The organism is Botrimarina sp. (assembly GCF_040219535.1).
Lineage (GTDB): Bacteria > Planctomycetota > Planctomycetia > Pirellulales > Lacipirellulaceae > Botrimarina.
In genome coordinates, this window is record NZ_JAVJSH010000016.1 from 319,405 (window position 1) to 333,143 (window position 13,739).

The following is a 13,739-nucleotide window of genomic DNA, read 5'->3' on the forward strand; positions in this document are numbered from 1 at the left end:
TGTCGGCGGGCCCTGCCGGACCGGCCGGCGGATCTTGCCGAAAGCGGCGCCGTCAGGCCGCGCGCGGCGCGACGCCCTTCTCGCCCGGCGGCACGCCGTACGCGCGGAGCTTGCCGCTGAGCGTGCGCACGCCGATGCCCAGCGCGTCGGCGGTCCTCTGCCGGTGCCCGTCGAAGCGCGACAGCGTGGCCAGGATCAACTGCCGCTCCACGTCGGCCAGGCTCGTCCCGATCGGCAGCGTGGTCGCCGGCGCGTCGGCCGCGGCCGGCTCGCTCGGCGAGCGGTCGCGCCGCAGCCACGGCCGCACGAGGTCGGCCCCGATGGTCGCGCCGTCGGCCAGCACGCAAGCGCGGGTCACCACGTTGTGCAGCTCGCGCACGTTGCCGGGCCAGCCGTGCGAGAGAAACAGCTCCCGCGCGCCGGCGTCGAGCGTCAGCCGCTCGCGGCCCAGCCGCGCGCTCGCTTGGTCGAGGAAGTGCTCGGCGAGCTCGACGACGTCCGCGTCTCGCTCGCGGAGCGGCGGCACCGCGATCGGCACGACGGCCAGGCGGTAGTAGAGGTCCTCGCGGAACCGGCCGGCCGCGATCTCGTCGGCCAGGTCGCGGTTGGTCGTGGCCAAGACCCGCACGTCGACCTGGCGCGACTGGCTCGACCCGACGCGTTCGAACGTGCGCTCCTGCAGCACGCGCAACAGCTTGGCCTGCAGCGCCAGGTTGATCTCGGTCACCTCGTCCAGCAGCAGCGAGCCGCCGTCGGCCAGCTCGAAGCGGCCCACCCGGTCCGCGTCGGCGCCGGTGAACGCGCCGCGGCAGTGGCCGAACAGCTCGCTCTCGGTGAGCTGCTCCGACAGCACCGGGCAGTTCAGGCTGACCATCGGGCCGTCGCGGCGGGAGCTCTCGGCGTGCAGCGTCTGGGCGACCAGCTCTTTGCCGACGCCGCTCTCGCCGTGGATGAGCACGGTCTCGTCGGTCGCGGCGACCCGCGCGAGCCGCTCGCGCAGCCGGCGCATGGCGTCGCTCGAGCCGATCATCGTCGGCGCCGAGGAGGGGTCGCCGCCGGCCGGCGGCGGCGACGCGGCCTGCAAGCGGCCCCGCTCCAGCGCGCGGCCGACGCTCGACTCGAGGCGGTCGATGTCGTAGGGCTTTTCGAGGTAGTCGAACGCGCCGTGCCGCATCGCCTCGACCGCCGTGTCGACGCTCGCGTGCGCCGTGACCATCAGCACCTGGACGCCGAACCGGCGGCGCTCGATCTCGCGGATCAACTCCAGCCCGCTCATGCCGGGCATCTGCAGGTCGGTCACCACCACGTCGAACTGGCCGCCCCGCAGAGCGGCGAGCGCCTCGGCGCCGCTGGAGCAGGCGGTCGCTTGGTGGCCGACGCACCGCAGCACGTCGGCGACCGACTCCCGCGCGCTCGCGTGGTCGTCGACCACGAGCACGCGGCCGCTGGCGGGCGTGGGCTGGGGGCGTTGCTTTCTCACGCGGCTGCCTCGTGGGCGATCGGTTTGGGCAAGCGGATGGTGAACGCGGCGCCCCCTTCCGGGCAGTTGTCTGCGAGCACCGAGCCGCCGTGGGCTTCGGCCATGTGGGCGACCACCGACAGGCCCAGGCCGGTGCCGGATTCCTTGGTGCTGAAGAACGGCTCGAACAAGCGGCTCCGCTGCGTGTCGTCGAAGCCGGGGCCGTTGTCGGCGACCTCCAGCTCGTACCAACCGTCGAGTTCGCAGCCGGTGACGACGATCTCCCCGCCGCCGGGCATCGCGTCCATCGCGTTGAGCAGCAGGTTCAGCACGGCCCGGCGGAGCATCTCGCGGTCGGCCCACAGCGGCGTGCCGGGCGGCACGTCGATCTCGGTGTCCACGCCCTGCGCCTCGAGCTGCGGCGCGAGCGACTGGACGACCTCTTCGATCATCGGCGCGAGCAAGAAGCCCGACGCCTGGGGCTGGCGTTTTGCGCTGAAAGCGAGCAGGTCGTTCACGGTGGCCTCCAGGGCGGTGAAGCCGGCCTCGGCCTTCGACAACGCCGACAGGGCGGTCGACCCCGGCGCGAGGCCCCTTCGGACGAGGCTCAGGTAGAGCGTGATCGGCGTGAGGCTGTTGCGCACCTCGTGGGCGACGTGCGACGCCATCTCGCCGAGGTCCGCCAGGCGGTTCTTGCGGGCCAGCTCGCGGTTCTTGACCTCCAGCTCGGCGGTGAGCCGCGCGACCTCGTCGCGGAGCTGCGCGTGCGTGCGCTCAAGCCGCGACGTGGCCGAGCGCCACGCGTCGAGCAGGTCGACCAGCTCCGGCGGAGCGTCCGACGCCGGCGGAGCGTCCGGCGCCGGCGCGGCGTCGGCCGTTTCTTCGCCGCGGTACAAAGACAGGCCGGGGGTCGGCTCCGGCTGGTCGGGTGTCGGGTTCGGGACGGGGCGTTTCATAACGGCGGGCCGTCGGGGGCTGTGGGCTGGGGTCAGTCGCTGGTCGACACGTCGAGGCACGCACTGAGCGGCTGCGCCGGCGCGGCGGCCGCAGCCGGCGGCGCCGGCCGGCGCGGGGCCAGGTGGGGCTTGTAGGCGGTCGACGCCGCGTGCGCCGATTGGGCTTGCCGCAACCGCCCGGCCAGGTCGTCGCGGCGGCGGCTGAGGAGCTCCTCGTGCCGCTTCTCCGATTCCAGCGCCTGCCGCAGCAACTCGTTGCACGCCTGGGCGTCGGCTTGGCACCGCTGGCGCTCGGCCGCCGTGGGCCACGGGCGGTCGTCGGGGTCGTCGCCGCGGAACGCGTCGAGCCCCTGCTCGACCACGCCGAGCCCGGTGATCAGGTGCTGCTTGCCCGAGAGCAACTCGAGCAACGCGCCGATCTCGCCCTCTTCAACGAGCTGCTCTTGGCGACGCGACAACGCGACCAGCTGCTCTAGCAGGCGGCGTTTCTGCTGGACCAAGCGCGCAAGGGCGGCGGTCGACCGGTTCGGTTGCGGGACGCTTTGCATAGCGGCTCCTATCGCAGGCCGCGGCGATCAGAACAAGGCGAGCTGCCCGAGCAGCCGGTCCCACTCGCGGCGGCTGCGGCTGGTCGCCTCGACGAACTCCGCGTCGGCCGGCAGCCGCTCGAGCAGCAGCCGCGCCTGCTGGATCACGCCCAGCGCCTTGGGCCGGTCGCCCAGCCGGCGCCAGCAGTGGTAGATCTGCACGAAGGCCGGGAGCATCATCGGCTCGTTCTGGTGGAGCGTCGAGACGCTCGCGAACGACTGGATGGCCTCGTCGTAGCGGCCCAGCTCGAAGAGCACGTCGCCGGCGAGCACGTAGCAGTTGCGGAGGGTCGCCCGGTCGAGCTCGTCGGAGGACTCGGCGAGCGTGAGCTTCCTTCGGACCCGATTGAACATGTCGAGCGACGCCTCGAGGTGCTCGTGGGCGAGCCCGCGGGCCCGCTCGCGTTCGCGGACGGTCTCCGCCGCGGCCAGTTCGGCCAGCGGCTCGGCGGCGGCCGCGCGGTGCGACATCGCGATGCGGTACTGCGCTTGGAGCACGCGATGGTCGTCGGGGTGGTAAAGCTCGGCCCGCTCGATCGCCTCCTCGAGCTCGCGGATCGCCTCGTCGTGGCGGCCGGCCTCGGCCAGCAGCCGCCCCAGTTCGAACTGCGAAGCCCTCCACTCCGGGCTGCGGGTCGTCAGCGCGGTCTGCGTCAGGTTGTAGCGGAGCAACCGCTCGGCCTCGTCGTACTCGCCGAGCGTGCGGTGCGCCCCCGCGCACTCCAGCCGCGCCTGGTACGACGCGGCGTCCGTCGGGTGGAACTCGAGGCAGCGGCGGAACGCCTCGATCGCTTGAGTGTCTTCCCCCCGAGCCAGGTGCGCCTGGCCGAGCCGCAGCAGGACGATCGCGTTGCCGTCCTCGGGCTCGTGCCGCACGTAGCGGTTGAGCACGCGGATCGCGTCGTCGTAGGCCTGGCCGTCGCTGTAGGCTTCGGCGGCGGTGAGCAAGTCGGCGGTGAACTGCCGCGACGCGAACCGCGACTCGGCGAGCTGCTCGTAGGCCAGCCCCGCCTCGCGGAGCCGACGGCGGCCCACACGCACGGAGGGCCGGCCCGGAGCCCCTTTGGCGAGCCCACGGGCGACGGTCGCGTCGCCCCAGCGGCGGAGGGTCTCGGCCCGCATCGCCAGGTGCTCGGTCCGTCCCAGGAGCTGGCCGAGTTGCTCGGTCAGCCGCAGCGCCGGCGAGAAGTTCTCGCTCGCCAGGTAGTCGGCGTGCGCGTTCCGCAAGCGGCGCTCGACCTCCCGCATCGGCATCAGGCCGTTGCGGTAGGGGCCGCTCGTTTGCAGGGCCTCGATCGCCCGGCGGTAGGAGTCGAGGGCTTGCTCCGGTTCGCCCTCCTCCTGCAACAGGCGTCCCTCGGCGACGGCCCCCGCGATGCCGACCGGCGAGGTTCCCTGCGTCCGCCGCAGCTCGCCGTAGCCGGCGATGGCTTGCTCTCGCAGGCCGGCCAGCTCGGCGACCTGAGCACGCAGGTAGTCGCTCTCCCGGCTGACCGACGTGGCCAGGTTGTCGGCCCGCTTGGCCCGCGTCAGAGCGGCCTGCGCCTTGCTGATGAGCAGCGGGGTAACGGGGCCCGGCGCGTGAGCGACCTGGGCCACGAGGGCCTTGGCTTCGACCAGCGCGCGGCGGGCCGGGTCGACCGTGCCGCCGGCTTGCTGGCAAGCCCGGAGCGCCTCGTCGCCGCGGCCCAGCGCCGCGAGGGCTTCGCTCTTGAGCAGCAGCGCCTGCGAGCGTTGCTCGGGGGTTGCGTTGGGCGCCTCGGCGGCGAGATCGGCCTCGTTGATGGTGCGTTGGTAATCGGGCGCCGGGGCGAAGAAGTGCGCGTCGGCCAGCAGCAGGTGGGCCGCGGCGTCGTCCTCGACGCCCGCCCGCAACGCGGCCTCGAGCACCGCGACGCCGTCCTCCAGTTGCCGGCTCTCGATCAGCGACTTGCCGAGCAGGAACAAGCCGGAGGCCTCCCGCTTGCCCGGGAAGCCGATGGCCCGCGCCTCGGAGAGGTACTTCGAAGCGACGAAGTAATCGGTGCGGCTCCGCTCCGGGGCCCACTGCCGTTGGGCGTCGCGGACCTTCAGCACCCCCAGCGCGTACATCGCGGCGCCGTACTCGAGGCCCGACAGCTGGTCCTCGTCGAGGCCCGCGATGAGGGACCTGGCGCGCTCGTCGTCGCCGTTGTCGAGGGCCGCCAGCGCGTGGGCGACCGACGGGCCGTCGTCCGCCACGGCCAGCTCGGCGACCGTCAGCCACGACACGACGGTAGCCAGCACCGCCGCCGCGAGGCCGGCGCCGACGATCCGGTTCCGCCGGCTGCTGCCGGCGGTCCATTCGCGGAGCCGCTCGACGAGCCGCTGAGGGGCTCGAGCCAGCGACTCGGTGTTGCGGTCGGGTTCGGCCACGGGGGAGTGCGTCTCGGCAAGACCGCGACGCGTCGGGGCGCCGCTTCCAGACGCCGCGGCTTGTAGCGGCCGGCCTCGCTCCGTGTCAACGGACGCCCAACGGCCGTCGTTCCTAGCGGCCGCTAGGCCCGCGTCGCGGCGCCGCAGACGATCTCCATCGCCCAGCGGTTGAGGTCCGCCAGCATGGCCGTCGTGAGGTCATCCGCTCCCGGGTACTGACGCACCCCGACGCGGCACCCGGCCGAGTGCAAGAGCGCCAGGTCGCTGCCGACGCGGCGCTCGGGGTAGGCCGGGCTGTCGCGGCACGCGGAGAGCAATAGCGGCAACCGCCGCGACTCGTTGACCCGGCACAGCAGCCGCCCGTGGCGAGGGAGCGGGCCGTCGAGCGTGGCGGCGCCGCCGAACCAGCCCGGCTGCCGCAACGCGACCCGCATCGCCATCGTGCCGCCGACGCCCACGCCGGCCAGAAAGACGCGTTTGGGGTGCAGGCAGAACCGGGAGCGGGCCGCTTCGATCGCGTCGGCGACCACTTCCTCGGCCGCGTCGATCGCCTCGTCGGTTTGCTCCCAGCAGTCGGTCTCCACGGCGCCGGCCGACAGGTTAAACCGGCCGCAGGGGGCCACCGCGATGAAGTTCCGCAGGCTCACGTGCCGCATGACCTCCGGCAGCGAGCTCTCGTCGGCGCCCGCGCCGTGCAGCCACACGATCAGCGGGTAAGCGTACTCACGCTCGAAACCCATCGGTGTGAAGGTGGCCGTTCGTTCTGGCGCCGGGGCGACCTCGCAGCCGGCCCGCCAAGCCCAGTCGGCCGGCATGCCGGAGCGCGCCTCGGCGTGCGGCACGGGGTTGCTCGGAACGAGCGACTCCAGTGCGCCGGACGCGAATTTCGGAGGAGCCGACGAGGGGTGAGGCAGGACGGACGGCACTCGTTGCATCGTGGGGGCCTGGCTCCGGCGAGTGGTGCGGGGGGCTCACATTGGCGGCCGCGCGGCCCGGTAGGGGGTCGCTCGCGGCCAAAGTGGGGCGGAATCTATGTCAGCGGTTCGAGGGGCGTCAACGCGAAGAAATTTGCGTCAGTAGCGGCGCCGCCAACGCTAGCGCCGCGCGCCGCTCGTCGGCCCGGCGGCCGACCACGCCCCGTGGCGAGTCAAACAAGACTCGCCATCGCGCCGACGAGTTCCTTGACCGCGTCGACGCTCTTCTGGAAGGCGGCTTTCTCGTCGTCGGTGAGCTCCAGCTCGACGATCTTCTCGACGCCGCCCGTGCCCAGGATGACCGGCACGCCCACGTAGTAGCCGCCCACGCCGTACTCCTTGTCGCAGTAGGCCGCGACCGGGATCAGCCGCTTCTTGTCGCGCACGACGGCCTCGACCATCTGGGCCGTCGCGCCGGCCGGCGCGTAGTACGCGCTGCCGGTCTTCAGCAGGCCGACGATCTCGGCGCCCCCCTTGCGCGTGCGGTCGATGATCTCGTCCAGGCGGTCCTGCTTGATGAGCTGCGTGACCGGGATGCCGCCGACCGACGTGCAGCTAGCAAGCGGCACCATCGTGTCGCCGTGGCCGCCCATCAGCAGCGCCGACACGTCCTCCACGCTCACGCCCAGTTCCATCGCCAAGAACGTGCGGTAGCGGGCCGTGTCGAGCACGCCCGCCTGGCCGATCACGCGCTCCGGCGGGAAGCCGGTCACCTTCTGCGCCTGCTGGACCATCGCGTCGAGCGGGTTGCTGACGACGATCACCACCGCGTCGGGGCTGGTCGACTTCACCTCGTTGCACACGCTGGTCATGATCTTGGCGTTGGTCGCCAGGAGATCGTCGCGGCTCATGCCCGGCTTGCGGGGGATGCCCGCCGTGATGACCACCACGTCCGACCCGGCGGTGTCCGCGTAGTCGTTCGTGCCCACCACGTTCGAGTCGAACCCGAAAATCGGCGACGCCTGCCGCAGGTCGAGCGCCTTGCCCCGCGGCATGTCGGCCATGTCGCCGGGGATATCCAGCAGCACGATGTCGCCGAGCTCGGCGGCTGCGCACCAATGCGCACAGGTCGCTCCGACGTTGCCGGCTCCGATGACGGTGATCTTGGCGCGTCGCACTTGGGGGGCCTCCTGGCGGGTGGGCTGGGCGGTCGTTGTTGTGTGTCGCGGTGAGTATCCCGCCGCGCGACGGCGCGAACAAGGGCCGCGACGCCCTGGCGCAATTGGCCGCTTCTGGCGGCAGACCGCCGAGGACGTTTCGCAACAAACGCGACACTCAGAAAAAACGGCGCGTAACGCTTCAACTGTCACTTAACGCCGTCAAACCGTTGGCCCGCAACGGGTTCCGTAAGCGTTACACGCCGCACGCCTTGCGGCCGGCCGCGTGCGTTAGGCGCGCCGCAGTCCCCCGCGGCCCGCCCATTCTCGCACGTGCGGCGCCAGCGGGCGGCCCGAATGGCCACCGCATGCACGCCCCGCGCGCCTCGGCACGACACGCAACGGCTAGCACGCCTTGCGTGGGGCAGGCGGCGTGCCGGACGCCCGGATTGTTCGCCCCTGCCCGGCCTTTCCCATCGCGGGGGAGGGTGTTCGCTCCGTCTCCCCGCCGTCGGGCGTCCCGCGGTCGCCCAGCCGCGGTAGGGTCGAAGAACCACAGGCCCCCGGCCCGCCGCGTATCCCGTCTTCCGGTTTCTCGGCAGTTTTCCTAACGTCCCGCCCGCTCGCGGCCGCGGCTCATCGCGGCGGCGGCTTGATGGCCCGCGCCAAGGAAGGCGCGGCCGCAGAGGTTGAGGGAACGCATGGCGCGTGGGACAGACGACATTTCGCAGAGCGGCCCGTGGGGCCGTGTGGGCGACCTGATCTTGCCGGTGGCGATGATCGCCAGCGTGCTGGTGATCATGGCGCCGCTGCCGGCCGCGTTGCTCGACGTGCTGCTGGCCGCCAACATCACCATCAGCGTGATCGTGCTGCTGACGACGATCTACGTGCGCACGCCGCTGGAGTTCAGCGTGTTCCCGTCGCTGCTGCTGGCGACCACGCTCGCGCGGCTGGTGCTCAACGTGGCCACCACCCGGCTGATCCTCACCCAAGCGCCCTCGGAGGGGATGAACGCGGCCGGCGGGGTGATCACCGCGTTCAGCGAGGTGGTCTCCGGCGACCGGATCGTCGTCGGCTTGATCCTGTTCGTGATCATCATCGTGATCCAGTTCGTCGTGATCACCAAGGGCGCGACGCGTATCAGCGAGGTCGCCGCGCGGTTCGCGCTGGACGGCATGCCCGGCAAGCAGATGGCGATCGACGCCGACCTGAACGCCGGCATCATCGACGAGCGCGAGGCCCAGGCCCGCCGCGCGGAGATCACGCAGCAGGCCGACTTCTTCGGCGCCATGGACGGCGCCAGCAAGTTCGTGCGCGGCGACGCGATCGCCGGCATCCTGATCACGGTGATCAACATCATCGGCGGGCTGATCATCGGCGTCGGCCAAGAGGGGATGAACTTCACCGACGCGGCCGCCCTGTTCACCCGCCTGACGATCGGCGACGGCCTGGTGAGCCAGGTGCCCGCGTTCCTGATCTCGCTGGCGGCCGGTTTGCTCGTCACGCGGAGCAGCCGCAGGTCGAACATGCCCGCGCAGTTCCTCGAGCAGATGTTCAGCCGGCCCCAAGCGCTGGCGGTGGCCGGCTGCTTCCTCGGCGTGCTGATCTTCACGAGCCTGCCCAGGCTGCCGCTGCTGGCGCTCGGCGCGGCGTGCTTGACGATGGCGCGCGTCGCGCAGAAGCGCCCCGAAACGCGCGACCCGGCCGACGAACAGGCCGAGGCCGAGGCGCCCCCCGAGAAGCGGATCGAGGACTACCTGGCGGTCGACCCGATGGAGGTCGAGCTCGGCGTGGGGCTGATCCGCGTGGCCGACCCCAACCGCGGTGGCGACCTGCTCGACCGCGTCCAGAAGGTGCGCCAGGGCGTGGCGAGCGAGGTCGGCCTCGTGATGCCAAAGGTCCGCATCCGCGACAACATGCGGCTAGAACAGAACCACTACCGGATCAAGATCGCCGACATGCCGGTCGCCGACGGCGCGCTCGAGCCCGGCATGCTGCTGGCGATCGACTCGGGCGTGACGAGCGGCGCGGTCGACGGCATCCCGACCAAGGACCCCGCGTTCGGCGCCGCCGCGTTGTGGATCGACCACGCCCGGCAAGACGAGGCCGAGATGCTCGGCTACACGGTCGTCGAGCCCGCCGCGGTGTTGGCCACCCACCTGACCGAGGTGTGCCGCCGCCACGCCGACGAGATCCTCACCCGCGACGCGTGCAAGCACCTGATCGAGGAGCTCAAGGCCAAGTCGCCGACGGTCGTCGGCGAGCTGATCCCCGACGTGATGAGCCTGGCCGAGGTCCAAGCCGTGCTGCAGAACCTGCTGCGCGAGCAGGTGTCGATCCGGCAGCTGGCGACCATCCTCGAGGCGCTGGGCGACAACGCGCCGAAGTCGAAGGACCCGGTCCTGCTGACCGAGTACGTGCGCCACCGCTTGGCGCGGCAGCTCTGCACCCGCTACCGCGACGCCGAAGGCCGCCTGCACGTGGTGGCGCTCGACCCGTCGCTCGAGGACAAGGTCCGCGCGGGGTTCGAGCACTCCGACCGCGGCCTGTTCGTGCGGCTGCCGCCGGCGCAGGTCGAGTCGATCAGCCGGGCGATCAACGCCGAGGTCGAGAAGCTCTCGCTCGAGGGACACAGCCCCGTGCTGCTGGTCAGCCCCCAGGTCCGCGCGGCCGTCAAACAGATGACCGAAACCACGCTGCCGCAACTGGTGGTGATGAGCTTCAACGAGGTCACCCGCGACACGACGCTCGTCACCCACGGGGTGGTGGGGGAGGGGTGAGGGATGAGGGATGAGGGATGAGGGATGAGGGATGAGGGATGAGGGGACTTGTGGCTTCGCTACGCACTGACCACTGACCACTGACCACTGACCACCAGCCCCTCACCATGCACATCAAGACTTTCCGGGCCCGATCGATGCGCGACGCGTTGGCGATGGTCCGGGCGGAGTTTGGGCCGGGGGCGTCGATCTTGCACACGCGCGAGGTTGCGCCGGGGGGGATCGCTCGGGTATGGCGGGCGCCGATGGTCGAGGTCGCGGCGACGCCGGACCGGGCGCCGCTGGCGGAGCAAGCGAGCCGGGCCGCGCGGGCGGTCGCCGCGCCGGTGGCGGCCCGTGGCGGCGCCGCCCGCAAGAGCGAAGCACCGCGCCCCGCGCGGACAGCGGACTCGGCAGCGGCGGGCGCCGCTTCGATCTACGCGAAGCTGATCGCCGCGGACTTCTCGGGCGAGTTCGCCCGTGGGGTGGTCCGTGGCCTGCCGGCAGCCGGCGCCGGCGAGGCCGCGCTGTGCGACGCGATCGGCCAGCTGCTGCCGGTCGCCGGGCCGATCGGGCTGCAGCGCGGCGGGCGCCGGGTGGCCGCGTTGATCGGGCCAACCGGAGTGGGAAAGACAACGACCCTCGCCAAACTGGCCGCGAACTTCCGCGTGCGGGAAGGCCGGCGGGTCGGCTTGGTCACGGTTGACACGTACCGAGTCGCCGCGGTCGAGCAGCTGCGGACCTACGCGCAGATCGTCGACCTGCCGATGGAGGTGGTCGCCGACGCCGCGCAGATGCGCGCGGCGCTGGAGCGCTTGTCCGGCGTCGAACTCGTGCTGATCGACACGGCCGGACGCAGCCCGCGCGACTCCGCGCAGATCGACGAGCTCCGCCGCTTGTTGGCCGCGGCCGAGCCCGACGAGACCCACCTGGTGGCGAGCGTGACCGCCGGGCCGCACGCGCTGCGCGACACGCTGGCGCGGTTCGCCGCGGTCGGGCCGACGCGGGTGCTGCTGACCAAATTCGACGAGGCGCCCACCACCGGCCACATCGCCGCGCCGCTCGCCGAGTGCGGGCTGCCGGTCAGCTACCTGACCGACGGGCAGAACGTGCCGGAGGACATCGCCGTCGCGGAGCCCACGGGCTTGGCCCGGCGCCTGCTCGGAGGCGCCCCCCGATGAGCGAACCGACCGACGCGTCGCGCGGAGCGCAAGCCGAGCACCTGCGGCGGGTGGTGACCAGCCTGTCGGCCGCGGACGGCCCGGCTGTCTTCGAACAGGTGGCCGTGGTCCTCGGCGCCAAGGGAGGCGTCGGCGCGTCGGCGGCGACGCTGGCCATCGCGCGCGAACTAGCCGCCGCCGCTCCGGCGGGCGAGGGGATCGCCGTGCTGGCGGTCGACGCGCACCCGGGGCGTAGCGACCTGGCTTACCTGACCCGCGCGTCGGGGCTCCCCTCGCCGCGGGTCGCGTTGTCGACCTCGGTCAAGCTCGGCGTGCACCCGCCCGCGGGCCAGGGCCCGGCGGCGATCGAGATCGCGAAGAAGCTGCTGCGGAGCGCGCGGCGTTGGATCGACGGCGCCGAGGCTTGGGCCGTGATCGACGCGGGCGTGGCCGACAGCCGCTGGGGGCGGGAGCTGGCGTCGCGGGCCGCGCGGCCGCTGCTGGTCACCACGCCCGACGGCTTGTCTCTTGTCAACACGCTGGCGGCCCTGAAGCGGCTCGGCGCGCCGGCGGCTTCGCGGGTCGGTTTGCTCGTCAACCACTGCCCGGACGCCCGGGCCGCCGAGGCGGCCCGCGACGCGGTCGGGCGGGCGTGCCGGGCGTCGCTGGGGTGCGAGCCGACGCTCGCCGGGTGGCTGCCGACGCTCGTGGGCGAAGCGACTGAAGCGGAAGTCCGCGCGGTGGCTTGAATGATCCGGTCGGCTGCTCGCCAATCCATGCGAATTGACAAATCGACTCAACCGGAGGCCGCCCGGGCGCCGAAACCATTTCAGTGCGACCCGTCGCGCCGCCGTGCGGCAAGATGGGTGGACTGCTCAGGTTTTGCGGCCACGCGAAAGGACTCGTCATGGGCAGAGCGTACGCCGGCGTGCTCGGCTCGCTCGGGATGGGGGTCGCCTTCGCACGGGGAGCGATCCTGGGCGGCGGGATCGAGGCGACCGCCACGACGGCGGTTGTCGCGATGCTTGCTCTTGCGTTGGTGGGACTCGTCGTGGGACAGATCGCCGAGGCGACCGTCGACGAAGCGGTCCGACAACGGCTGCAGAACAAGATCGAAGAACACGAGGCGAGGGAGGCTTGAGGTTTCAGGCGTGAGGCTCGAGGGAAGGTTCCTCCACGCCTGCTGATGCTTACGACCTCGACCCTTCCGGTGCGGGACGGACCCCGCTTCCGCGGCGGCGCCTCGGCGGCGACGCCCTAGCGATTCACGGAGGAATGCATGCCAGCGACGACGATCGCTACCCGCGTTTTGCGTCCCCAGATCGGCGCGGCCGAGAAGGACCCCAAAAAGGAAGCCGCCAAAGAGGCCCGCGCCAAGGAAATGGCCGAGGTCTGGCGCAAATATAAAGCGGACCCGACCAACAAGGCGCTGCGCAACCGCCTGGTCGAGGAGTACCTGCCGCTGGTGAAGTACAACGGCGAGCGGATCTGGAGCCGCCTGCCGGACGGCGTCGAGCTGGACGACCTGATCTCGGCCGGCGTGTTCGGCCTGATGGACGCGATCAACGCGTACGACATGGACCGGGGCGTGAAGTTCGAGACCTACTGCGTGCCGCGTATCCGCGGCGCGATGCTCGACGAGCTCCGCAGCATGGACTGGGTGCCGCGGCTGGTCCGTTCGAAGGCCTCGAAGCTCAACGAGGGGATCAAGCAGCTCGAGACCAAGCACGGCCGCTCGCCGAGCGAGATCGAGCTCGCCGAGCACATGGGCATGAGCGTGCCGGAGCTCGAAAAGATGATGCAAGAGGCCAACGCGGTGGGCCTCATCAGCCTCAACAAGAAGTGGTACGAGACCGACAGCTACAAAGACGTCCGCGAGATCGACATCCTCGAGGACAAGAAGTCGGACGACCCCACCCGCCGGGTCCAGAAGTCGGACCTGATGCGGCTCGTGACCAAGGGCCTGAACCGCAACGAGCGCCTGATCATCATCCTCTACTACTACGAGGAGCTGACGATGAAGGAGATCGGCGCGACGCTCGACCTGTCCGAGAGCCGCGTGAGCCAGATGCACTCGGCCATCGTCAACCGCTTGCAGGGCCAACTCGGACGGCGGCGGCCGGAGTTCGGCGTGGCCTGAGGTGAGCGGGCAGAGGGCAGTATGCAGTGAGACAATAAGCCGCCGGCGGGAGCCGGCGGCTTTTTTTGCGCGCGTGGCTTCCGGGGCTAGAGGACACGTCCCCCAGCGGCTGGCCGCATGGGAAATGGCGTAGTCCGGCGACTGCGGTTATGGCTATTCTCCGCGGCGCAACGCGCGGCGTGGGCCGCGCGACGGCCCCGCCTCGAGCCGCGA

Annotated in this window: 11 protein-coding genes; 5 read left to right on the plus strand and 6 right to left on the minus strand. The window is 71.7% G+C overall.

The window, feature by feature from the left end; all coding sequences use genetic code 11:
- Nucleotides 1–52 precede the first annotated feature (52 nt).
- The 6 genes from RIC11_RS09250 to mdh form a co-directional block, all read right to left on the minus strand.
- Nucleotides 53–1,480: a sigma-54-dependent transcriptional regulator gene (locus tag RIC11_RS09250; RefSeq protein ID WP_350210536.1), complete on the minus strand. Its 1,428-nt coding sequence runs from the start codon at nt 1,478–1,480 to the stop codon at nt 53–55.
- Entirely contained in the window at nt 1,477–2,415 is a 939-nt protein-coding gene (locus tag RIC11_RS09255) for a sensor histidine kinase (RefSeq protein ID WP_350210538.1), read from the minus strand. Before RIC11_RS09255 ends, RIC11_RS09250 begins: the two co-directional genes overlap by 4 nt.
- A 32-nt stretch (nt 2,416–2,447) precedes the next feature.
- A complete protein-coding gene (gene fliT / locus RIC11_RS09260) occupies nt 2,448–2,963 on the minus strand; it encodes a flagellar protein FliT (protein WP_350210540.1) in 516 nt (171 codons plus the stop codon).
- 27 nt (nt 2,964–2,990) lie between these two features.
- Nucleotides 2,991–5,396 carry a tetratricopeptide repeat protein gene (locus tag RIC11_RS09265; RefSeq protein ID WP_350210541.1) on the minus strand — a complete coding sequence of 802 codons (2,406 nt, stop codon included), beginning with the start codon at nt 5,394–5,396 and terminating at the stop codon, nt 2,991–2,993.
- Between the two features lie 122 nt (nt 5,397–5,518).
- Entirely contained in the window at nt 5,519–6,238 is a 720-nt protein-coding gene (locus RIC11_RS09270) for an alpha/beta hydrolase (protein ID WP_350210542.1), read from the minus strand.
- 305 nt (nt 6,239–6,543) lie between these two features.
- Nucleotides 6,544–7,488 carry a malate dehydrogenase gene (gene mdh / locus RIC11_RS09275; RefSeq protein WP_350210544.1) on the minus strand — a complete coding sequence of 315 codons (945 nt, stop codon included), beginning with the start codon at nt 7,486–7,488 and terminating at the stop codon, nt 6,544–6,546.
- Nucleotides 7,489–8,168: 680 nt separating this feature from the next.
- Here mdh and flhA point away from each other — a divergent pair.
- From flhA to RIC11_RS09300, 5 genes are all read left to right on the plus strand, one after another.
- Nucleotides 8,169–10,247 (plus strand): flagellar biosynthesis protein FlhA, encoded by a 2,079-nt coding sequence (gene flhA / locus RIC11_RS09280; RefSeq protein ID WP_350210546.1) that lies wholly within the window; start codon nt 8,169–8,171, stop codon nt 10,245–10,247.
- A gap of 107 nt (nt 10,248–10,354) precedes the next feature.
- Nucleotides 10,355–11,407 (plus strand): flagellar biosynthesis protein FlhF, encoded by a 1,053-nt coding sequence (locus RIC11_RS09285; RefSeq protein ID WP_350210548.1) that lies wholly within the window; start codon nt 10,355–10,357, stop codon nt 11,405–11,407.
- Nucleotides 11,404–12,135, plus strand: a complete 732-nt coding sequence (locus RIC11_RS09290; RefSeq protein ID WP_350210549.1) for a hypothetical protein — start codon at nt 11,404–11,406, stop codon at nt 12,133–12,135. Before RIC11_RS09285 ends, RIC11_RS09290 begins: the two co-directional genes overlap by 4 nt.
- 158 nt (nt 12,136–12,293) lie before the next feature.
- Nucleotides 12,294–12,527: a hypothetical protein gene (locus tag RIC11_RS09295; protein ID WP_350210551.1), complete on the plus strand. Its 234-nt coding sequence runs from the start codon at nt 12,294–12,296 to the stop codon at nt 12,525–12,527.
- A 240-nt stretch (nt 12,528–12,767) separates the two neighbouring features.
- Nucleotides 12,768–13,526, plus strand: a complete 759-nt coding sequence (locus RIC11_RS09300) for a FliA/WhiG family RNA polymerase sigma factor (protein WP_350210717.1) — start codon at nt 12,768–12,770, stop codon at nt 13,524–13,526.
- The last annotated feature ends 213 nt before the right edge of the window (nt 13,527–13,739 follow it).